Source organism: Acidithiobacillus thiooxidans ATCC 19377 (genome assembly GCF_009662475.1).
GTDB lineage: Bacteria > Pseudomonadota > Gammaproteobacteria > Acidithiobacillales > Acidithiobacillaceae > Acidithiobacillus > Acidithiobacillus thiooxidans.
Window position 1 is genome coordinate 1,737,874 of record NZ_CP045571.1, and the last position, 19,661, is coordinate 1,757,534.

At 50.6% G+C, this 19,661-nt stretch carries 25 protein-coding genes; all 25 read left to right on the forward strand.

Going from position 1 to position 19,661, the window contains the following annotated elements; all coding sequences use genetic code 11:
• Positions 1-95 precede the first annotated feature (95 nt).
• The gene (locus GCD22_RS09200) at positions 96-1,109 is read left to right on the forward strand and encodes an IS30-like element ISCARN114 family transposase (protein WP_153940740.1); all 1,014 of its coding nucleotides are present in this window, start codon (positions 96-98) and stop codon (positions 1,107-1,109) included.
• A gap of 233 nt (positions 1,110-1,342) precedes the next feature.
• A complete protein-coding gene (locus GCD22_RS09205; RefSeq protein ID WP_153940741.1) occupies positions 1,343-1,828 on the forward strand; it encodes a hypothetical protein in 486 nt (161 codons plus the stop codon).
• Positions 1,812-2,228: a hypothetical protein gene (locus GCD22_RS09210; RefSeq protein ID WP_035210572.1), complete on the forward strand. Its 417-nt coding sequence runs from the start codon at positions 1,812-1,814 to the stop codon at positions 2,226-2,228. The genes GCD22_RS09205 and GCD22_RS09210 overlap by 17 nt, the downstream gene beginning before the upstream one ends.
• Positions 2,229-2,419: 191 nt before the next feature.
• Positions 2,420-3,439, forward strand: coding sequence for a ribonucleotide-diphosphate reductase subunit beta (locus GCD22_RS09215; RefSeq protein WP_031572425.1), 1,020 nt, complete (start codon positions 2,420-2,422; stop codon positions 3,437-3,439).
• A 124-nt stretch (positions 3,440-3,563) separates the two neighbouring features.
• Complete coding sequence (locus GCD22_RS09220; RefSeq protein ID WP_024895243.1) at positions 3,564-3,755, forward strand: hypothetical protein; 192 nt, start codon at positions 3,564-3,566, stop codon at positions 3,753-3,755.
• A gap of 66 nt (positions 3,756-3,821) precedes the next feature.
• Positions 3,822-3,953 carry a hypothetical protein gene (locus GCD22_RS18740; protein WP_254892639.1) on the forward strand — a complete coding sequence of 44 codons (132 nt, stop codon included), beginning with the start codon at positions 3,822-3,824 and terminating at the stop codon, positions 3,951-3,953.
• 240 nt (positions 3,954-4,193) lie between these two features.
• Positions 4,194-4,574: a hypothetical protein gene (locus GCD22_RS09225; protein WP_031572424.1), complete on the forward strand. Its 381-nt coding sequence runs from the start codon at positions 4,194-4,196 to the stop codon at positions 4,572-4,574.
• A gap of 109 nt (positions 4,575-4,683) precedes the next feature.
• Entirely contained in the window at positions 4,684-5,178 is a 495-nt protein-coding gene (locus GCD22_RS09230; RefSeq protein WP_031572423.1) for a hypothetical protein, read from the forward strand.
• A 321-nt stretch (positions 5,179-5,499) separates the two neighbouring features.
• A complete protein-coding gene (locus GCD22_RS09235) occupies positions 5,500-5,751 on the forward strand; it encodes a hypothetical protein (RefSeq protein ID WP_031573230.1) in 252 nt (83 codons plus the stop codon).
• 3 nt (positions 5,752-5,754) lie between these two features.
• Complete coding sequence (locus tag GCD22_RS09240) at positions 5,755-7,410, forward strand: PRTRC system ParB family protein (protein WP_051690654.1); 1,656 nt, start codon at positions 5,755-5,757, stop codon at positions 7,408-7,410.
• Between the two features lie 251 nt (positions 7,411-7,661).
• Positions 7,662-8,051, forward strand: a complete 390-nt coding sequence (locus tag GCD22_RS09245) for a PRTRC system protein E (protein WP_024894199.1) — start codon at positions 7,662-7,664, stop codon at positions 8,049-8,051.
• Positions 8,052-8,062: 11 nt separating this feature from the next.
• Positions 8,063-8,266 (forward strand): PRTRC system protein C, encoded by a 204-nt coding sequence (locus tag GCD22_RS09250; RefSeq protein ID WP_031573240.1) that lies wholly within the window; start codon positions 8,063-8,065, stop codon positions 8,264-8,266.
• A gap of 87 nt (positions 8,267-8,353) precedes the next feature.
• Positions 8,354-9,397, forward strand: coding sequence for a hypothetical protein (locus GCD22_RS09255; RefSeq protein WP_031573243.1), 1,044 nt, complete (start codon positions 8,354-8,356; stop codon positions 9,395-9,397).
• Positions 9,394-10,122, forward strand: a complete 729-nt coding sequence (locus tag GCD22_RS09260; RefSeq protein WP_051690655.1) for a PRTRC system protein B — start codon at positions 9,394-9,396, stop codon at positions 10,120-10,122. Before GCD22_RS09255 ends, GCD22_RS09260 begins: the two co-directional genes overlap by 4 nt.
• Positions 10,119-10,940, forward strand: coding sequence for a PRTRC system ThiF family protein (locus tag GCD22_RS09265; protein WP_142086247.1), 822 nt, complete (start codon positions 10,119-10,121; stop codon positions 10,938-10,940). Before GCD22_RS09260 ends, GCD22_RS09265 begins: the two co-directional genes overlap by 4 nt.
• Positions 10,941-11,160: 220 nt before the next feature.
• Complete coding sequence (locus tag GCD22_RS09270) at positions 11,161-11,373, forward strand: hypothetical protein (protein WP_031573263.1); 213 nt, start codon at positions 11,161-11,163, stop codon at positions 11,371-11,373.
• Between the two features lie 37 nt (positions 11,374-11,410).
• Complete coding sequence (locus GCD22_RS09275) at positions 11,411-11,704, forward strand: hypothetical protein (protein WP_031573264.1); 294 nt, start codon at positions 11,411-11,413, stop codon at positions 11,702-11,704.
• Entirely contained in the window at positions 11,691-11,819 is a 129-nt protein-coding gene (locus GCD22_RS18745; RefSeq protein WP_254892640.1) for a hypothetical protein, read from the forward strand. The genes GCD22_RS09275 and GCD22_RS18745 overlap by 14 nt, the downstream gene beginning before the upstream one ends.
• A complete protein-coding gene (locus GCD22_RS09280) occupies positions 11,816-12,805 on the forward strand; it encodes a hypothetical protein (protein WP_153940742.1) in 990 nt (329 codons plus the stop codon). Before GCD22_RS18745 ends, GCD22_RS09280 begins: the two co-directional genes overlap by 4 nt.
• A 99-nt stretch (positions 12,806-12,904) precedes the next feature.
• A complete protein-coding gene (locus GCD22_RS09285; protein WP_024894190.1) occupies positions 12,905-13,162 on the forward strand; it encodes a hypothetical protein in 258 nt (85 codons plus the stop codon).
• A 257-nt stretch (positions 13,163-13,419) separates the two neighbouring features.
• Positions 13,420-14,370, forward strand: coding sequence for an LPD29 domain-containing protein (locus GCD22_RS09290; protein ID WP_024894189.1), 951 nt, complete (start codon positions 13,420-13,422; stop codon positions 14,368-14,370).
• Between the two features lie 33 nt (positions 14,371-14,403).
• Positions 14,404-14,784, forward strand: a complete 381-nt coding sequence (locus GCD22_RS09295) for a hypothetical protein (protein ID WP_024894188.1) — start codon at positions 14,404-14,406, stop codon at positions 14,782-14,784.
• Between the two features lie 204 nt (positions 14,785-14,988).
• A complete protein-coding gene (locus GCD22_RS09300; protein ID WP_024894187.1) occupies positions 14,989-16,071 on the forward strand; it encodes a DUF6094 domain-containing protein in 1,083 nt (360 codons plus the stop codon).
• Positions 16,071-16,724 (forward strand): hypothetical protein, encoded by a 654-nt coding sequence (locus GCD22_RS17985; RefSeq protein WP_024894186.1) that lies wholly within the window; start codon positions 16,071-16,073, stop codon positions 16,722-16,724. Before GCD22_RS09300 ends, GCD22_RS17985 begins: the two co-directional genes overlap by 1 nt.
• A 16-nt stretch (positions 16,725-16,740) precedes the next feature.
• Entirely contained in the window at positions 16,741-19,443 is a 2,703-nt protein-coding gene (locus GCD22_RS09305) for a helicase-related protein (RefSeq protein WP_170286731.1), read from the forward strand.
• Positions 19,444-19,661: the final 218 nt, after the last annotated feature.

Genomic DNA, 19,661 nt, shown 5'->3' on the forward strand with positions numbered 1-19,661 from the left:
CAGGGTCCATATTCCGATCTATCAACCACTCGGATAACCGGCGCGCTCTAAAATGAAGTGCAACACCTCTGGTCGAAGGCAGACGGAGGTGAGAGATGGCCAGAAAATACAGGCAATTGTTGCCCGATCAGCGAAACCAGATACAGCGTGGATTGAATCAGGGGCTGAGTATTCGTGGCATTGCCAGGCAGTTGGGCCGAAGCCCTAGCACGATCAGTCGGGAGATTCAGCGAGGTCGTGTGGAAGAGACCTATGACGCCGTATGCGCTCGGGAAGAAGCGCAGAGGCGCCGACGCAAGGGAGTCAGGAAGTTGACTGAAGGTTCGCCTTTAACCCTCGCGGTGACACACGCTATTCTGCAAAGGAAGTGGTCACCGGAGCAGATAGCGGGGAGGTTGCGGATGGACTATCCCGAAGACAAACAGTGGCACGTCTCTCATGAGACTATTTACCAGTTTATCTATGCCCACTCGGCGGGTGAACTGCGCAAGGCATTGATTGCAGGGCTGCGCAGAGGGCACAGCAAACGCAAGCCCCGCACACGAGGTAAAGACCGTCGTGGCGGGATCACGAACATGCGCTCAATCCGTGAGCGCCCGGAGGAAGCACAAGCTCGCGAAGTACCCGGTCACTGGGAAGGCGACCTGATCAAGGGGGCATTCAATGCCAGTGCTATTGGCACGTTAGTGGATCGTAGCAGTCGCTTCGTCATCCTCGCGCGAGTGGAGGATGCTACGGCAGAAGCGATCCTGGAAAGCTTTACGCGGCGTTTGCGTACGCTGCCCAAGAGCTTCCGGCAAACGCTCACCTATGATCAGGGCCGCGAAATGGCTCGGCATCAGGAACTGGAGCGAAATACGGGCATATGTGTTTATTTCGCTGACCCACATAGCCCCTGGCAGCGTCCGACCAATGAAAATACGAATGGCCTACTGCGTCAGTATTTCCCCAAGGGCACGGACTTATCCGAATATTCGCAACGGCGTTTGACTCAGGTAGCGGAGGAACTCAATAATCGGCCCAGGAAATCCTTGGGATTCCGAACTCCAGCCGAAGTGATGGCACAGCAAATCAGGCAGTTAAACAGCGGTGTTGCACTTCAAACTTGAAACCGCCACCTTTCAGCCTTTTGACGTTGGCTGCGCCATGGCTGCATCCACATCCAGCCATCACTAATCAGTACTTTCATCCGCTTTACCGCCCATAACGTCCCGTTTAAGCATAAGCCCTTTCCAGAAACACCAGACGCAAGTGTTTATCAAGGCCCGCATCTTGATAAACACTTTCTTTGGCTTTTACCACGGAACGAGGCCGTTTCCCTCGAATTCAAAGGAGCCTAATCATGTTGATTTACGCCTTGATACTCTTGTGCGTGTTTGTTGCCCTGGTCACCATCGGCCACATTGCGCTACAGAAAACTTCGAACACACAAAACGCAGCGGCAGCCCCAAAACCTGCCCCAACACCAACGGCTCCGGCGGCTCCGGTTCCACACACGGTCACCACAGCTGCCTATGCGCCAACCCAACCAACCCAACGTTCAGCGGCTTCGAAACCCGCACCACGGCGCCGCTCTGCACCACGGAGCTCCAACAAGGCCCCTCAAAAAGCACCGCGCAATGCCTCAACCAGCACCGTCTATCCAACGGAACCTCCCGCAAATACCCTGTCAGATGTTGATTTTCTACAACCCGCAGACGATGACTTCCAGGTGCTGGATGACAGTTGCCTGAACTTCGATGTGCCCGACTACATGAATATCAATCATGACAGCATGGATGAATCCAATTTCAATGTGGACGGTAGCGGCAATGATGAGGACATCTGATCGCATCATCCGCAGTACGCATTTCATCGCCATGTTGATGGCCCTGCTTTTACTCGGTACGGGTTTTTATTTGTTAGCTAAAACGGGGGTTTTTGTCATCGACAGTATTTGGGATGCCACCATACTGGACGCCATGACGGAAGGCACCATTGTCCGCGTTCTTGACACGATAATCGTTCTCGAAATGGTTTTTGTGGTGCTTAATCTGGACCACAAACAACACATTAACGTGGGCATGGCATTGGATGTCGCAGCGACCATTACCATTCGGGAGTTAGTGCTGGCTATTTATTCCAAGCACCATGCTAATGCCATCCTAATCATTCTACTGGCCATTGCCGTTCTGGTGTCATTGCGCGTGTTGTACAGTTTCAGCAAAAGGAGGTTGTCTCATGAGTAAAATGCATCTTATCTGGTCTCCCGTAAATGATGCATGGATCAGTTTCTTTGGAGACAGTCCGTGTTCCATACGCGGGGAGAATTTTTTTAGTACCATTCAACAAGCGCGTGCAGCCATCAAAGCGGCCGGCCTACGCCTTTATTCTGTAGCGCCTGGCACCTACTTGATAGCCAGTATGGAAGGAGGTTCAAATGCGCGTCAACCTTGAAGACAAACGTATCATCAATGGGCGTGCGGACGTCAATCAACTGGTCCCTTTCAAGTATCAGTGGGCTTGGGACAAGTATCTCGCCGCCTGCGCCAATCACTGGATGCCCCAGGAAATTCAGATGTCCCGTGATATCGCTCTCTGGAAAGATCCCAAGGGCCTCACGGACGATGAACGCCGTATTATCAAGCGTAATCTCGGATTTTTTGTGACGGCAGACAGCCTCGCCGCCAACAACATTGTCCTGGGCACCTATCGGCACATTACTGCGCCGGAATGCCGCCAGTTCATGTTGCGGCAGGCTTTTGACGAAAGTATTCATACTTTCGCCTATCAATACATCGTGGAAAGTCTGGGCCTGGATGAAGGCGAGATTTTTAATATGTATCACGAGGTCCCATCGGTACGGGATAAGGATACCTTTCTCATGCCATTCATTGATGTGCTTGCGGACCCCCATTTCAAAACGGGGACTTTCGAAAACGACCAGACCATCTTGCGTTCCATCATCGTTTTTGCGGCCATCATGGAAGGTCTTTTTTTCTATGTAGGTTTCAGTCAAATTCTGGCAATGGGCCGGCAAAACAAAATGATGGGTTCTGCAGAACAGTATCAATACATTCTGCGGGATGAATCCATGCATTGTAATTTTGGCATTGACCTGGCCAATCAGTTAAAGGCCGAAAATCCACACCTATGGACGGAAGCCTTTCAGCAGGAAATCATTGGTCTGATTCGTCGCGGGGTGGAACTGGAATCGGCATATGCCGATGACACAATGCCGCGCGGCGTGCTTGGCCTGAATGCCCACGTATTCAAGGAATACGTCCGATTCATTGGCAATCGGCGCCTGGCACAACTCGGTTTGCCTCAGCAATATCCCGGTATACAAAACCCTTTCCCGTGGATGAGTGAAATGATGGACCTGAAAAAGGAAAAGAATTTCTTTGAAACCCGGGTAACGGAATACCAGACCGGCGGTTCGCTCAGTTGGGATGACTAATTCCCTCTCATTATTCACATCAACTTATCTCTCCCATGCGGGTGTATTCCCGTATGGGAAGACACATTCCAGTCGCATGGGTTCACGCTCTCGCATTGTCTGGACAATGCACCAGGAGGCTAACATGGACTGGAAATTCGCGGCTCGCCGTTTGGCTAAGGATTTAACCCATGTTGCTCACGGTTCTGCGGTTGCTATTTTTGCTGCTGGCTGGTTTTCCAACACCATGGAAGCCGCCGTCGTTGCAGCCGGCGCTTGGGTAGTCATCCGTGGTTGCGCCTTCGTCCTCGACGCTTGGGCCGGCCCTGCTCCTTAAGAACGATGCGTGTATCTCATGTGGTATAATGATATGCGTATTATTAATTTATAGGGGTAGGAAATCATGGATGCATTCAATGCACTGCTCTATGCGGCCCTGGTTCTTTGTAGCGGATGCGTCGGTATGACCGCATTCATCATCTACATGGGAGAACGCCAGGAACGCCAGAGGAAAATACAACACGGTTCCAAGTGACATGGTTCTGTTCTTAATTAAACGGCGGCAAAAGCTGCCCTCATAAGCAAGCACACATCCCAAAAGGATTGTGTGCTTTTCTTTGTTTATCAATAAAGAAAAGCACATTAACCTTTCTGGTACCCTGTACCCCGGCGCTCACGGTTATCGGGCTATTCAAACTGCAGAAATTTCTCTGCACTCTTACCCTTGCGGGATTAGGCCCGCCTGGGCCACCCGCTCCTTACAAGGAGCCTTGTCATGTTGCACACGCAATCTTTCCAACGTACCACCCCGATTCATTTTGTCGAAATGGATACGGAGGTCCCTCAAGAAATCAGCATGGATGCTGGCTTCATTCACACCGTCATTTTTTCCAGTGAGGCTTTTGCGCTGATTCGCTGGCGTCCTGGGGAAGACTCCAAAAAACATATTTTCGAACCGAGCGAAGACCGCTTATGGAACGTGCTGTGGATGGCCCAATTAGCCATTCGCGCCAATCCTGATGCAGAAGAAACGATGTTCGCAGCGCGTCTGATGCCAAAAGTTGGCGGCGGTCAATACCCGGAAATCGCGCGTTTCAGCGCAAAATGCACCACAACCATTGATGGTCGCCCGGCGGTCAAAATAGACCTGGCTTAATTGATTGAACAAGCCTGCGTAATACTTCCACAATCACATTATGCAGGCATTCAAAGAACGTTCTGTAAGGCGTTGCGATCCTCAGAAACAAAGGAGTAATATCTTGTATATGAGCACATGGAAATCACCAGTAGCCTTGTACAAGGCTCTCGTTGAGGCGAAAGTCTCCACAGATACCGCGACTGAGGCCGCTCAGTCCGTGGTGGATGACATTCGAACAGTGATTAATAACCTGGCTACCAAGCAGGAATTAACGCAAGAGATTTTGGCAGCCCGAAAAGATCTCAGGCACGAAATCCTGCTGACCAAACGTGAGCTTCAAAATGAAATTCACGCGACAAAGAACGAACTTCAAAGCGAAATTCGTGAGACGAAGAGCGAGATCCAAGCGACGAAAATCGAACTTCAAAGCGAAATTCACGCGACGAAGAGCGAGATCCAGACAACGAAGATCGATCTTCGCGCTGAAATCAAAGTGCTGGAAACCAAAATGGATAGCAAGTTTAAAATCATGCAAGTTTACATGGTAATCATCGGCATATTGGCGGCCTCTTCCAGCCCGATTTTCGCCCCTCTGGTCAAAGTTATCGAACACCTGCTGTAATCCCCTCTCAGGATAAGCACTGTATCCAGTGCCATCCTGTACCTTCCCTAATATCGCGTCATAGTCCTCGCATCATCAACGCGCAGTCCCCCATTTCATCGAAAAATCTCCGATGGGAGGATGGGGATGTACGTCTTTTGTGTGGATATGTCGCCTTCACCTCAATACCCGAGAATCGCGCGTTTCAGCGCGAAATGCACCACACCCCTTGATGACCGGCCGACGATCAAAATAGACCCGGCCTGATATTTTCAACTTCCAATCTCGGCATGCTGCGGCTGTTGTAACCAGTCGTGATTGGACCTGCAAAAAGGAGTTTTTATGTATAGCACTGAAAAAGATCACGAAGTCGTTATTGTGATGGAAGGCGGTTTAATCCATGAGGTCATGATGAACGAGGCCGCAAAGGCTCGCGTCAGAATTACCATCGTGGATATGGACACAGAAGGAACAACCCTTGATGTCCATACCGATCTGTCCGGAAACGAAATCACCATCGAACAATACGGTGAAAAGAACTCTAGCGGTCCATGCGAATACATGGACCATATCCTCAGTCTGGTAAAGGAGTAAATCATGGAAGTAGTCGTCAGCAGCATCGTAGAAGGCGTCAACCCCCGTCGTTACTTTGACGAGGAGGAGATGCAGGAGCTGACCCGCAGCATTAAAGCGAACGGCATCTTGCAACCTATTGCTGTACGTCAAAATGCCGAGGGCAAATACACCATCATGGCGGGGCACCGTCGTTTTCGTGCCGCGCAAACGCTGAAATTAGATAAAGTCCCAGTCCACCTGGTGGACGGAGACGAAGATGAGATCGCTCTCATCGAAAACAGCGTCCGGGCCGATATGAGTCCTGCTGAGGAATGTGAGGCCGCCGCCAAAATCCTCCGCAAGATGAAAGGTGACATTGTGGAAGCGGCGATCCATCTGGGATGGACCGAAGACAAGCTACGCCGTCGGGTCGCCTTGTCTGCCTGCAGCCAGAAGGTCCGTGATGCGCTTGCAGAACGGAAGATCAAATTGGGCATTGCCGAGTTGCTGGCAACCGTTCCGGAAACCGAAAATCAGGACAAAGCGCTGGAAAAGATTGTTGCCAATAATCTGAGCGTCGTCGAAGTCAAACACTTCCTGGCCAAGCTGACGCAGAAGTTGAGTTCTGCCATTTTCGACCGTGCGGAATGCGCACAATGCCGCTTTAACACGGCCGTGCAATCCTCCCTCTTTTCCGAACTGGTGGCCGATGACAGTTTTTGCACCAACGCCGATTGCTTCTCCAAAAAAACGGAGGAAGCGGCGAACATCAAGGCGGAAGCGTTGAAGGAAAACGTCCAAACCGTTCGCGTCGTCAGTCTGCAGGACACGCAGGAAAACTTTACCAAACTGTCCGAACAGGGTGGCCATGGTGTCGGTTGTGACCAGTTCCGGTCCTGCCACTCCTGTGCCAAATATGGCGCGGTAGTCTGGCTGACCCCCGGACATGAAGGCGAAGTCGAACAGGATATTTGCTTTGACCTTGACTGTCACGCCCAAAAGGTGGCTGCAGCACATCCGGCTCCAGTGATCGCCCCAACTACCGGACCTGATTCTGTCGAGACAGGCGCATCGCCTGGACTGGATGATGACGGGCTGGAAAACGCGAGTTGCGGTGAGAACAATCAGGATAACACCGGTTCTTGCTGCGGCTCTTCGACCCCTGCGGAAACACAGTTTATCAGCAGCGCGATTATCGAATACCGCCGGAACCTCTGGAACATGGTGGCGAAAAAGATGATAGCGGCCGATCTGGAAAAAGGCCGTACCATTTTGCTGGCCCTTGTTATTAATGGACGTTCTTCGACGACCGATAAGTACAAAATCGAATCGGTACTGAAGAAATACGATGTGCAATCCAGTAGCTTTGAGGCCCTTTGTTCGGATATTGATAGCAAAGACATGGCCCTGCGCCTGTCTGCAGCCTCTGCGGCTACCGCCTTTGACAGTTTGCAGCATTCCGAAGTGCAAAGCATCCTCCACTACCTTCGCCCGAACCTGGGAGACTTCTGGAAGATGGATGCGGATTACCTAAAGCTGCTCACCAAAGCCCAGATTCGCGCGGTCTGCGATGAGTTGGGCATCTCCGAAAAGCTGGAAAGCAAGGTCTTCACTGATAAGAAAGAAGCCCTGGTGAAAGCCATCATGGAATCAGGTATCGATTTTGCCGGCCTGGTCCCCGCTCACTTGAATTATTGATGCATCACCACCCTGCCGAGTAGGACTCGGCAAGGTGGTTTATTCCTGGGGGCTCTCTATATGGAGAGCCGCCTTTCCTCTGCTGTGTCTGCACACGGCATGTGTTGCACACGGCATGTGTCTGCACACGGCAAAGGAAAGGTTTACGCACTTTTAGTGCCGCACCGGACGTTTCCGGATCTATCGTTTGCCGGTCTGACCGCGCAAATTTCCTACCCGCCCAACCGGGCATTCATACGGAGTATAAAACCATGTTCTTTGATGAACTTGCTGAACTATTAAAAGATTACGCGGTAACCACCATGGTCTTTTCCATGGATGGGGAGCGTATGCGCATCAATGTGTTGCCGAAAGCGACAGAAGGCAAAAGCGACCCGATACCTTTGTCATTGTGTGCGAGTCCCGCTGAACTGAATGTCGGTTTTATGGACGCCATGAAATCTTATCGTGAACGCATTGCATCACTGGCCGAACAGGTGGCTGAATTCGAAAAACAGGCCCAAGCAGCAGCTAAAGAAGCCGCTGAAAAAGCCAAAGCGAAGACGGCCACTCCCGCTAAAACCCCCGCCAAAAAGCCGGAACCTGCCGCTGCCCCGCAAAAGGCAAAACAACCGGCTGAAGACCTTGGCGATCTATTTTAAGGAGATATGGCATGATCGAAGTTGAATCCATTACCCGCGTTTTCAAATACAACGGGATTTCCTTGCCGGATCCCAATCCGACGCTACCCATCGAAACTGTCCGCTCTGTGTACGCCCATCAGTATCCTGAACTCGGATCTGCCGATGTGCAGTCCGAAATCAAGGGCAAAAAGCAGATCGTGACCTTCCAGAAAGTGCTTGGGCACAAGGGATAATCCCATGGCCTCGCTCCTGGAAAGACTCAACGGAGCCCCCGAAAAGGGGGCTACCCCGTACCCCAAACTGACAAAGGAGATGCAGCAATGCGCCTATTCTCTGGAAAGAATGGTAACGCGCCCCGACTGGCGTGCCCAACATCCCCTACGCAAGCCGAAACACGTTCTGTCACACCTGCCGCCCATGTTCTGAGCTTGCCCAGCCTGTCTCCAGAGATTCCGTGGATTTACTCGGAATCGTGCAATGCCAAAATCCTGAATTTAGGCAAATCACTCATGGAGATAGGGGTAAAGCTGGAGGACTCGGAAAGCCAATCTATTCAAGAGATTGTGCATACAGCAACCGAAAAGTTCATGGATGAGATTTTTGGTCATCACCTCGATGATTTACACATAGAGGAAAATGAGGGTGATGACACGTTAATCTTGACGTTTTCATTACCGCTTGAAGATGCACCGACATTCGTTTGCCATGAAAAGCTACAGGCCATGCATCAAAAAGCGAATGGTTTGGTGGAATACGCCCTAAACACGCTCTATCGATCCCCTATCTCCGTGATGACACCCGGAGATCTGATGGGTGTCATAGAGATGGTTGAGTGGCTTGGTAGCGATGACGAAACCGAATACCTCCTGGAAATGGAAGCGGACGGCATCCCTGAAGAGGACGTGAACGTACTTCGCAAAACCGATGTGCTCCAGGTCATCCCGCAATGGACTCTGGACGCCTGCTATGCAAAAACGGACCTCAGAATCCAGGTCAAAGAAAAATCCCTGAATCGGCAAGAAAGGGAACTCCTGAAACTGCTGGACCAGCTTTCACAAATGACGCCCGTCAAAATACCATCGAAACCCAATCGGTACGAAAAGTACGGATTGACGCAAGGTTATAGCCAATTTGCCGGCATCATGTTGATGGATAACGGAGAGCCAGGCGGCCTCTGTTACCAAATGCTGGACCACCTGTATCAACGCGGCATGGAGAGTGGAGAAGCCGAAGACAACGCCGTTTTCATGCTGGATATCACACCACAAGAAAATGTACGTGACTGGGTAGAATTGTTGCAGGACTGCAGCACCATTTTAACGCTCATTCACCGTATATTGCCCTTTCTCGGAGAAAAACTATGAACACCAGTTTTCATATCGAAAGCCACAGCATGCAGTTGCGTTCTGCCATCCTCCTGTATGGAAATGGGGGTCATGTAGACTATGCCACACAGCATCCTGTTGGTCAGAATTCAGACAACGCGCCCGTCATTCTCCCGGGTTCTGCGTTAACGCAAGAAGAGCTTGCCAGTGCGTATCAAGCCTTACTGGGGAAGACGCCCTTACAGATGTTGGATAATCGCACCTTAGCGTTCAATGTATCCACTTTGGTGTTCTGGTCAGAACCCCAGGTCCGGACCACCTATTTTGATTGTCCGGAACCGATGGGCAAAAGATCCGGCCCCGTGCCGCATCCCGGTCTCGTATTTGTTTGGCAAGATCATGGATTGTCCGTGTTTGCTGTCAAAGGGCGTAAAAGACCGTCCTTGAACACGCCCCTGTTTAAGGCCCCTTACATGAATGTGTATGCTGGGGGTTCAATTTGCATGGGCAATGTGAAGGTTCCCAAACCGGAACCCGGCAATATATCGGCTTGTGAAGCGGCCTTTTTTCAATCCCGTTTTACCCATGCGAATCACGCCACGCAGGTCCAGTATCCCGGCGGCATTTATACTTTGTGGGTGGATCTTCTGGCGTCCAAAGCGAATCGCTTTCCAGAACAAGCCCTGGCACCCATGGAACCGGTTCATGGCAAGCAGCAATTCACCATGGCCGACCTTCTATCCAAAGCGGGGGATTTGTCATGACGCATCGTTATCTATTTCAAAAGCCTAACGATGGCAGTTTCTATGCGACCCCGACCATCGTAGTCATAGGGGCCGGTGGTACCGGTTCGCAATTATTAACGGGACTCTCCAGAATGGTTGTCGCACTTCAAAGCCTCAACATGGCAGCCCCCGAGGTGATTGTGTGTGACCCGGATACGGTGAGTAGAGCCAACGTGGGACGGCAACTGTTTTCACCGTCAGACATTGGGCAATCAAAAGCGCATACGCTGGTAAACCGAATCAATCAGTATTTCGGTTTAAACTGGCAGTCTTATCATGGCAAATTCACACCTAAAATAGCCAAGTCCAGAGTCATATACATTTCCTGTGTGGACAGTCGTAGTGCGCGCCAGGAAATCTACGAGGCCATCAAGGAAAGCGCTTCGTACTGGCTAGACTTAGGCAATAACAACCACTCAGGGCAGGCGATATTGGGAAATTCCGATTTTCATAAACGGAACCCCTCTGCAAAAAGAAAGTATTGCCTGCTACCGACCGTTGCCGATCTCTTCCCGGAAATCATGGATGCTTCCATAGCGGAAGACGAGGATACCCCGTCCTGCAGCCTGGCAGAGGCCTTGGTCAAGCAGGATTTAATGGTGAATCAGACGGTAGCTACCCATGCCCTGGAATTGTTGTGGCAGCTGTTAAGGCATGGTGAGATCCATTATCACGGTTTTTTCTTTGATAACCGTAACTTCTCCCTCCAATCCTTGCCCATTGACCGCGACCATTGGAAACGGCTGATGAAACAGGCCAAAAAATATCGAAAACCAGTCAGCGCGCAAGCGGCCTGACCCAACCCATTACCCACTCCCCCGCTTGCGGGGTTTTTTCCATGGCATTCCACGAGTGCCATCGAACAAACCAGCAAGTTTTTTGGCAAAAGCCACGGCACGCACCGCTATGCGTTTTCCACTATCTGTTCGGGTATCTATGAACCTGACAATCCAAAAACTGCGCGCATTGCTGCGCACATAGCACTCCCCTTGTTCAACATTTATCGAGGACTGAACCATGGAAAATTGGACATTGCATTACAAGAACACGGTGTATGGTGTTAACAACGGCAAGGTCACGGAACACATCATCGCCTCCGGACTGAGCATGCATGATGCCCTGCAACTCCAAAGCCAGGGACTCCTGTTTCCCTCAGTGAATGCAGCGCGGGCTTATATCGAAAAAACCTGTGCTTCACGGGAACAGAATAACCCCACAGACCGTTCTTAAACCCAGGAAGAATCACCATGAAAAAAGGAGATCAAATATGAATCATATCCTTATATGGTCTGTCATCTTGCTTTTCAGTATGCAGGCCATTATCGCTGTCGGGATTATTCGGGTTGTTTCTGAAGACAGCCTGATAAAGAAAATTGCTTTAGGCGTTGGTATCGTTGATATATTCGTCTTTCTTACATCAATGATAGAGGTCATATACGCTGCATTTGGCGTACCTGTTGGCCCAATGCGGTTACTCATCAATCTGGGAGCGACGGCTACCACTATGGTTATTTTTTGGAGCCTACGTTCATGGCAGGAGAAAAACCATGAACGCCCATGAAGCTAACGACCTCTTTATGTGGGCGATGCTCATCCTGTTTTGTACGGGATGGGTATTCGCCCTGCTTATCGGCCTCTCCGCCGATCATTTCCTCAAGAAAGGAGACCGCAAATGAGTACCACCTACACCTGCAAACGGCAGGCCAACGTGTTCCTGAACAAAGACGGTGAACGCATATTCATCATGAATGAGGTGACCTATGACAGTAATGTGTTCCCGCATACGCCGAGAATACACGTCTTCCATATTGGCGACCTCAAAAGCACGATGGAGAAGATCTTTTCCTATGCTGCTGATGTGGAAGGGGGCATGTTGGCCAGCCCCAACGGTCGATTAACCCCGGAGGGATACATCAAGTCGTGGATTGAATGCATCAAGCGGCCTTACTTCTATGATCCTGAGCAGCCGTTGGATTTTGAGTTTTACCGGCTGTATCCAGGCATCAAAAGGGGGTTTATTGAGGCTGTAGAAGAACGTGGAACACCGAAAACGGTCCTGAATCATTATGATTTAGCGATAAAATTTCACGCTTATTCAAGCATCCCAAAAACTTTTTCCAACGACGGATACCCGTATGTTGGAGAATCCACAATTACCGGATACATGCCTAACAAATGCCATGAAACGCCTCCGCCACATCCAACCCACTTTATCCGGCTGGATGATAAATATGAGCCCTATTACATCCAGATGGATGAAAACGGGGTGGGTATCTCTGCACCTGTATGGCCTTACCGAGCTATCGGGCACTACATCGAAAGCCTATATGAGCAGGAGTTTTCACACCCTGGTTCGTATAAAGCGTGTATAACGTCATTCCGGGATTTCCTGAAAACCCTGCCCGAAACCAACCCAGGCAACGTTCTGTGCGTCGTAAAGCCCATTGAATCGTCCGACGATGAATACATGGCCAAACGAAAGCGGGAACTGATCGATGAATATGGTAACGGTTCGTTTGATTTGGAATCTGTACCATCGGACAAGCGCTATTACATCTTCAATGGGCCTGTGCGATTCACGCTCAAGGACACCTCAGACTGGATGGCACATGGTTACGGCAGCAGTCAGCCCGTTCAAGTGCAAGAATCACTGTTCTTATGACATCAGGCGATTGCTAACCAAAGTCATTTGATACTGAAAAAACACCCGCAAGTATCCACTTGCGGGTCTTATCCATGCGTAACAACAAAGGAGATTATTATGCAAGCCATTGGCGTAGAAACGTCTACCACCGCTGACATTGACCCTGGCTTTATTACCCGCGTCATTTCCGTCTTGAATAAAGACGTCTACGGCGACCAAGAGTTACAAATGTCACATACGCTGCTTCAATTGCAGCAAAAAGCCGCAGAAGAAGGCGCCGAATACATCACCGGCATCCGCTTTATGGTGGTGCCAAGCCATGACCATCCCGGCGTCATGCTGATGGCGGCTTACGGAACCATCAGCCTACATTGATGCTTTGTATCAATTGTACGATTTCTTCAATACCCATGACTAATTGATTTGACCTGCCTGCCCCTGTTTTCTACAGGGGCAATACGCATAGTATTCATACCAAAATCCTGCATTTTGTTATGAAGATTATTCCTGTGACCAGCACATTCAACTGGATACCACCTTATCGGTTTTTCTATATCCGATAGATTTTTCAACACACTGCCACCGCAGTTTCTTTTAGCGCCCACGCGCGCATCATGCACAAGGAGTCAAATATGGAACGCGAAGCGTTTTCAATGCCTGAATCCATCATCAGCATGGAAGATGACACCATTCGTGTCGGGCAACTGGTGTACTCAGGGAATTTGTTTTCCCAAGAATACGGCATCATCACGGCTATCCACGGTGAACAGACGCATCCGCAAGGTTTTGGATTGGTTCTGAACACCACCAAAATGGCCGAGCTTGATATCGTCTTTTCATCAGGGGAACGGTCTTATCACGTCCCTGAAAATGTCATCAGACACCTGCCATGGAAGCTATTTGGCAATACCTTTTCCGCTTCTGAAATTGAAAATGCCATCCATTTTGCTGAGGCAAGAGACCAACGCAAGGCGATAGAAAAGGAGGCTGCCAAGGCCAAATTTATCGCGGAAATGGAGCGGTTACGGAAGGAATACCCGCAATTACTGGTTGCTGCCGATGAAACCGACCACAGAAAACGCGCGGCCAAAAACATGCGCATTCTGCTCAAGCAATTCAAGGGCTGCAAGTTTTCCGTGAGGACAGACGACAACTCAATCCGAGTCTCATGGATGGATGGCCCGACTGTCCCGCAAGTAAATGAAATCATCAATGCTTTCAAAGCGGGTAATTTTGACGGCATGACGGATAGCTACGAGTACCAAGAATCTCCGTGGAATGAGCTATTTGGGTCTGCCATGTATGTTTTTTCCGATCGCGGCTACTCAGAAGATCTCCTGAAGCGATCAGTGGTTTATTTGTGGAAGAGATTGCCCGGCAATCTCCATGGAATTCCACAACCTGAAAATCCAGCAGAGGTATTCACCATGACACCCAGGCAGATACCAGAACTCAACATGACCTTCGGCGAAGCCGTTAATTCTCTGGCCTACCAATTCGACTGTTTAAATAGCCGATATGTCCGGGCCTACGGCTGTTCTGGCGGATTTTTGATCCCTGAATCAGAAGCAGAAGCCGCCTAAACACCATCCATTGCTTATTATTAGGAGCTATTTATGTACCCAGAAAATTTCGGTCAACTGGCCTACGATTACAGCAACAAAAAGAATTTCTTGAACAAATCAGCCGCCTTGCTGCGTACTGTCGCCAAGGGGTTCCCTGACCTGGATTGCCGGGTCAAAAAAAATGAAGGCGGCATCGCTGTAGGGGGTGACGTCTACCTATACGTCAATGGCGTCGAAAAAGGCGTCCTGGTCACTATTACGCATTCACCTATCAGTAGCCAGCGTGCGGACGGCGTTATTTGCTACCTGCAACCCCGCCTTCCAGACAAAACCGGTAAATTCACGGTATTACCCGTGAATGCACCCAACCGCTATGTAGCGCTGGATGCCCAGCGTATCCAGGCAGAAGTCCAGCGCATGCTCGCTGCCTAATCGTTCTCTCTACCATTTGCCCGGGATCAATTTGATCCCGGCCCCCCTCTTTTCAGGTAATGCCTGAGCCAAACATCCAGCCACCCACTGCAGGTTGTTTGGCTCAAGCATGACGTTTCAAACCTCCCAAAGTTTTTGTGTTTTGCACCGTGACCCGGCACGCCAACCGGGATTCTGACTCGCATTCCCATGGGAGAATCCAATATGTTTTCTACACTGAGCTCTGGCGAACGCCAGAACCACAATAAACTCGCGCGCGGTTATTACCGCACAGATGATTCCACAACCCAAGGCATTTGCCATGCCTTAGCCCTCCAGGGCGATAAGGCCGTTCTTTTTGACCCCTGCTGCGGCGAGGGCATTGTCGCATCCGACCTCCAAAAATATCTTGGAGAAGATCAATGCACCACATACGGCGTCGAAATAGCGGGTGAGCGCTTCAAAAAATCCGCTGCCATCCTGCAAAATGTCTTGCATGGAGACGCCTTGTATTTGGTCGCCTCATCAAGCTGGGCCAGTCTGCTTTTCTTCAACCCCCCTTATGATTGGGTCAAAGTCAAAGACAAGCGGCTGCGCCTGGAACAATTGTTCTGGGAAGCCCATGCCAGTCGTTTAATACCCGGCGGCGTCCTCGTCGCCGTACTCCCGGACTATCTGTTTTATCGGGATGCCCCGCGTATGGCGGAGTTTTTTTCCAACTATCTGCAAAAAGGAACGACGCTGGTCTACCGTGCGGATACGGATAAATTCAAACAAATCGTGGTGATTGGGTATCGCAAAAAAAGCGAAGCCGGGAAAGCATTGGACCCAGACATTGATCTGCGTAATCTCCTGCTGACTCCAGACGCCGAGCTGCCAGCCCTGCCCAAAGAACCTTTAGCCACCCCTTTCCTCATCCCCGATGGCCGGACACCGGATACTTTCCGGATAAACCATCTGACCAAGGAATACGTCGAAATGGTGCTGGCGAAAAATCCACAGTTTGACAAGGAGGTGCAACAATTCCTCCAGACACAGAATGCACTCTCTCAAAAATTGCGTTCTGTACGGCAGTTACGCGATGGACATATTCCTGCGCTGTTGGCATCTGGTGGATTGGATGGGCACCTGGAAGATGAACAGGGACGCTTTCTGGTCCGAGGCACTGTGCAAACCGTGATGGAAGTATTGGAAGGCGCGGAAGCCGAAGAAACCCAGAAAAAAACGGTTACCACCAGTGTTCGTAAGCATATTACACAGATTCTGGCGTGGGACCTCTCCAATTTTCAGTTAATAAGGATTTCATGATGAATCAGGCATTAGATCAAGTGGAAATCTCTGGAGAAAAATTGTTTTGTGATGCCCTGGGCGTCACCACGCTCTCCGGAAAACGTTACTTCACCGTAGCCAGTCTTATCGGTCGGCGCAGTGCCATGGACTATGCGCTGCCCTCCATTCACAAAGGGGACGCCATTCGATATGAGAAAAATCTGTTTTTTTCCATCGGTCCCCAACGCTATATGGGGAAGAAAGGCACCCTTTCTGATGGCATTCTCAAAACCCTCATCATCCCCAACCAGCATCTTCAGATCCACAACGAAGAGCAGGATAAAAAGGACGAAAAGGACGCAGAAAACAAAATGCTGTCCGATATAAAAACCGTTTTCTGGTATGGCGAACAGGATAATACAGAGGATTTACTCTGGAACACCCTGCGGCAGTCTCCTGTTCCGGTTCTGGATACCTGGAAAAAACCCATCATTCAGATCCTTCGGGATGTATCCGCCATTGATGAGTTGTGCGCACAAAACGGTGCCAAAGCTTCCGGACAGGAACGCATCATCCCCATTGATTTTGTCATTGGCAACACCCAATGGGGCGGGTTTTCCCTCCATGTCAGCGATGATGATATGGCTTCTGCCGTACAGTTTCTTTTACGCAGCAAACGTATCGCTGCCTAACGAAAGGAGTCCATTTATGGATTTTCATGTCCAGGAAATGCCCATGACCGAATTCATGGGTCGATTTTCGGGTCAACTCTTTGAGAAAGCCAAAAACTTTCTCGACCCGGAATATCAGCACGGCGATCCTCAGCATGCCCATATAGCCGCCCGTCTGGATAGTATCGGGATGTTGCGGCAACCTTTCCCGGCACAACGGGAGGTCATTGAGGCCGGATCCGTGCATCTTTACGAAGAGCAAGCCAAGACCATCGTTCTTTCTCAGGACATGGGTACGGGCAAAACGCTCTGTGGCTCCACTATTGCCATAATGGGAGAAAGACCACAACGCGTCATCGTCGTGGTGCCACCTCACCTCGTCGGCAAATGGGCACGCGAATTGGAGATTACTTTCCCCCAAGTCGTCGTGCATAAAATCAATCATGCAGGAGCTATTGAAGTCCTCGAAAAGGCCTATCAGAAAAACCCCGGCCCGCCCAAAATCCCAGAGTTCTGGATTATCGGTCGGGTTCGATTGCGGATGTCTTACCGGATAGAACCTGCGACCCTCATCCGCCGGAAAAAAGGGAACGGCGGATGGTATCACACCCATCATTACTGCCCCGATTGTGGGGGCACTGTGATGATGCCGGCACCGAAAGAGGACAAAGACAAAGAAAGCAGCATCGGGGACATGACGCTCTATTCCGGGAATGCGGACGGAGAAGCTGGCCCTGCGCATTCTTTTTGTCATGCAGACGAGGCCTGGCTCAGCAAAAGGCGAACCTGTCAGCATGTCCTTTATCCCTCCGATCCGTACAAGGTCACCCAAGGCTGCGGTGCTGCCCTCTGGAAGGCCACCCGCCTGCATCAGAAGTCTCCCGAAGAAACCTTGTCCACGGCGCTTTCTGCGCTACCCGGATTGGGCAAAGTCACCATCCAAAAGTTGATGACCCATGACGGGCAGACGGTCCGCCATATTCTTCGTGACTTATCCAATGGCGATATTCACCCAGCCCTGGCGCAATTACTGAAGCCTGCGGCCATCAAAAAAGTGCGGTCCTATTTGGACCGTACCGGCTTTACGGTGGGAGACGGTAACTATGCGCCCGTCGAATACATCAAACGCAAAATGCGTAGGGGCTGGTTTGATGTGGCCCTGTTTGATGAACTGCACGAATTAAAAGGGGACAACACGGCTCAGGGGGTCGCCTTTGGCATCCTGTCCGGTTGCTGCAAAAAAACCATCGGTCTCACCGGCACTCTGGTGGATGGTTATGCGGCCTCTTTGCACCCGCTTCTATTCCGAAGCGACCCGGAAAGCATGCTCCGTCTGGGATATGGTGCCCATGATGGCGCACGTTTTCAGCGCGAAATGGGGATCGTGAAAGAAATCGTCACGGTCATCGAAGAAGACGGGCTGAAATCGGCACGCGGTAAAAAAGTGTACCGACAAACCCGTAATCTGCCCGGGCTGCATCCTACGGTGGTTTCTCACCTATTGTTGCCCAATGCCCTGTTTCTGGAATTACCGGATATCGAGAAAAGTCTCCAGTCTATGGCTGAGGAAAAAGGGTATCCGCCCGTGCGCTTGTTACCCAGCTATCGGGAAACCTTTGTCCGTATCCAAATGCCTGAACAGCAGAAAGCATCTGTCAGGACGTTCTGCACGAATCTTATCAAGGCGTTAAAAGAAGCGCTGAAGGAAGGCTATGGGCAAAAAATCATGGGGCCGGTCATGTCTGCCGCGCTCTATGCCGCCGACGGAGCATTCCAAAAGGTGGTCTGCCAACCGCGTCTTTACAGCAAACCTATTGAAGTACTCCATCCCATTGCGCGTGAAGACGAACTTTTGGAAAAGGAAATCTTCATGCGGGATCTGGTGCGCCGCGAGTTGGCCCATCATCGTAAGGTGCTCATTTACACCATCTACTCGGACAAGCTGGACCTGACGCAGCGTTATCAGTCCATCTTGAAAAAAGAGGGCATAGATGCGCGGGTGCTGAAATCTTCGGTGCCCACAGAAATCCGGGAAGACTGGGTACAGGATGCCTTGAAGGATGGGTGCGAGGTTCTGATCTGTAATCCCAATCTGGTGAAAACCGGTCTGGACCTTTTTGACTTCACCAGTATTCTGTTTATGCAAACCGGCTACAGCACGGACACCGTGTTGCAGGCTTCCCGTCGCTCCTGGCGTATTGGACAAACGGAACCAGTCCGCATCTACTTCGCCGCTTATGACGAGACGCCGCAAATGACCGCGATGTCGCTGATGGCGAAAAAAATCCGGGTTTCCACACAAGCCAAGGGAAACATCTCCGATAGCGGGCTGTCCGCCGCTGTGGAAGAGCAGGATACCGATGATTCCGGTTCATTGATGGCGATTGCCAATCAATTCCTCGATGGTCTGCGTGACCATAGTCACGATGCCATTACCGGCGCCATTTCCACCCTGAGTGAAGATTGCACCGACGGGGAGTTCCGGGCCAACAGTATGCGCGATATTCAACACATGCTGGCTGGTAGCAAACCCATCGACAAAAACCAGACCTCCATCAACACCTGCACATCCGCTGAAGATGGGCAGCCGAAAGAAGAAGAACTGGATATTTTGTCTCTGGTGTTCGGCGCTGCACAAATGGCTGCACCCCGCCCTGCACCCCAAAAGAAGAAGCCCGCTTCCCGACCACCTTCCCGAAAGAAGGATACCGGTTTTATGGAATTGGACCTCTTTTCCTGATTCACCCCGGACCGGTCAGCACGACCCGTCCGGCTTTTCTATAAAAATAGGTCAGTGGAGCACCCTGCTGTATGGGGTGCTCGTTTTTTTGAGCGGTTATTCTTCGTGACTGTTCAAAAAAACGCCAAAAAAGGCACTTATTGTCACCAAACCCTGCCCAAAATCTCTGCATACTCTCTGCATAAACCCTTTTCTGGATCGGGTTTATCCCAGAACGC

Coding starts and splice junctions, on each gene's coding strand:
- GCD22_RS09200 (WP_153940740.1), top strand. CDS start 96: ATGGCCAGAAAATACAGGCAATTGTTGCCCGATCAGCGAAACCAGATA.
- GCD22_RS09205 (WP_153940741.1), top strand. CDS start 1,343: ATGTTGATTTACGCCTTGATACTCTTGTGCGTGTTTGTTGCCCTGGTC.
- GCD22_RS09210 (WP_035210572.1), top strand. CDS start 1,812: ATGATGAGGACATCTGATCGCATCATCCGCAGTACGCATTTCATCGCC.
- GCD22_RS09215 (WP_031572425.1), top strand. CDS start 2,420: ATGCGCGTCAACCTTGAAGACAAACGTATCATCAATGGGCGTGCGGAC.
- GCD22_RS09220 (WP_024895243.1), top strand. CDS start 3,564: ATGGACTGGAAATTCGCGGCTCGCCGTTTGGCTAAGGATTTAACCCAT.
- GCD22_RS18740 (WP_254892639.1), top strand. CDS start 3,822: ATGGATGCATTCAATGCACTGCTCTATGCGGCCCTGGTTCTTTGTAGC.
- GCD22_RS09225 (WP_031572424.1), top strand. CDS start 4,194: ATGTTGCACACGCAATCTTTCCAACGTACCACCCCGATTCATTTTGTC.
- GCD22_RS09230 (WP_031572423.1), top strand. CDS start 4,684: ATGAGCACATGGAAATCACCAGTAGCCTTGTACAAGGCTCTCGTTGAG.
- GCD22_RS09235 (WP_031573230.1), top strand. CDS start 5,500: ATGTATAGCACTGAAAAAGATCACGAAGTCGTTATTGTGATGGAAGGC.
- GCD22_RS09240 (WP_051690654.1), top strand. CDS start 5,755: ATGGAAGTAGTCGTCAGCAGCATCGTAGAAGGCGTCAACCCCCGTCGT.
- GCD22_RS09245 (WP_024894199.1), top strand. CDS start 7,662: ATGTTCTTTGATGAACTTGCTGAACTATTAAAAGATTACGCGGTAACC.
- GCD22_RS09250 (WP_031573240.1), top strand. CDS start 8,063: ATGATCGAAGTTGAATCCATTACCCGCGTTTTCAAATACAACGGGATT.
- GCD22_RS09255 (WP_031573243.1), top strand. CDS start 8,354: ATGCGCCTATTCTCTGGAAAGAATGGTAACGCGCCCCGACTGGCGTGC.
- GCD22_RS09260 (WP_051690655.1), top strand. CDS start 9,394: ATGAACACCAGTTTTCATATCGAAAGCCACAGCATGCAGTTGCGTTCT.
- GCD22_RS09265 (WP_142086247.1), top strand. CDS start 10,119: ATGACGCATCGTTATCTATTTCAAAAGCCTAACGATGGCAGTTTCTAT.
- GCD22_RS09270 (WP_031573263.1), top strand. CDS start 11,161: ATGGAAAATTGGACATTGCATTACAAGAACACGGTGTATGGTGTTAAC.
- GCD22_RS09275 (WP_031573264.1), top strand. CDS start 11,411: ATGAATCATATCCTTATATGGTCTGTCATCTTGCTTTTCAGTATGCAG.
- GCD22_RS18745 (WP_254892640.1), top strand. CDS start 11,691: ATGAACGCCCATGAAGCTAACGACCTCTTTATGTGGGCGATGCTCATC.
- GCD22_RS09280 (WP_153940742.1), top strand. CDS start 11,816: ATGAGTACCACCTACACCTGCAAACGGCAGGCCAACGTGTTCCTGAAC.
- GCD22_RS09285 (WP_024894190.1), top strand. CDS start 12,905: ATGCAAGCCATTGGCGTAGAAACGTCTACCACCGCTGACATTGACCCT.
- GCD22_RS09290 (WP_024894189.1), top strand. CDS start 13,420: ATGGAACGCGAAGCGTTTTCAATGCCTGAATCCATCATCAGCATGGAA.
- GCD22_RS09295 (WP_024894188.1), top strand. CDS start 14,404: ATGTACCCAGAAAATTTCGGTCAACTGGCCTACGATTACAGCAACAAA.
- GCD22_RS09300 (WP_024894187.1), top strand. CDS start 14,989: ATGTTTTCTACACTGAGCTCTGGCGAACGCCAGAACCACAATAAACTC.
- GCD22_RS17985 (WP_024894186.1), top strand. CDS start 16,071: ATGAATCAGGCATTAGATCAAGTGGAAATCTCTGGAGAAAAATTGTTT.
- GCD22_RS09305 (WP_170286731.1), top strand. CDS start 16,741: ATGGATTTTCATGTCCAGGAAATGCCCATGACCGAATTCATGGGTCGA.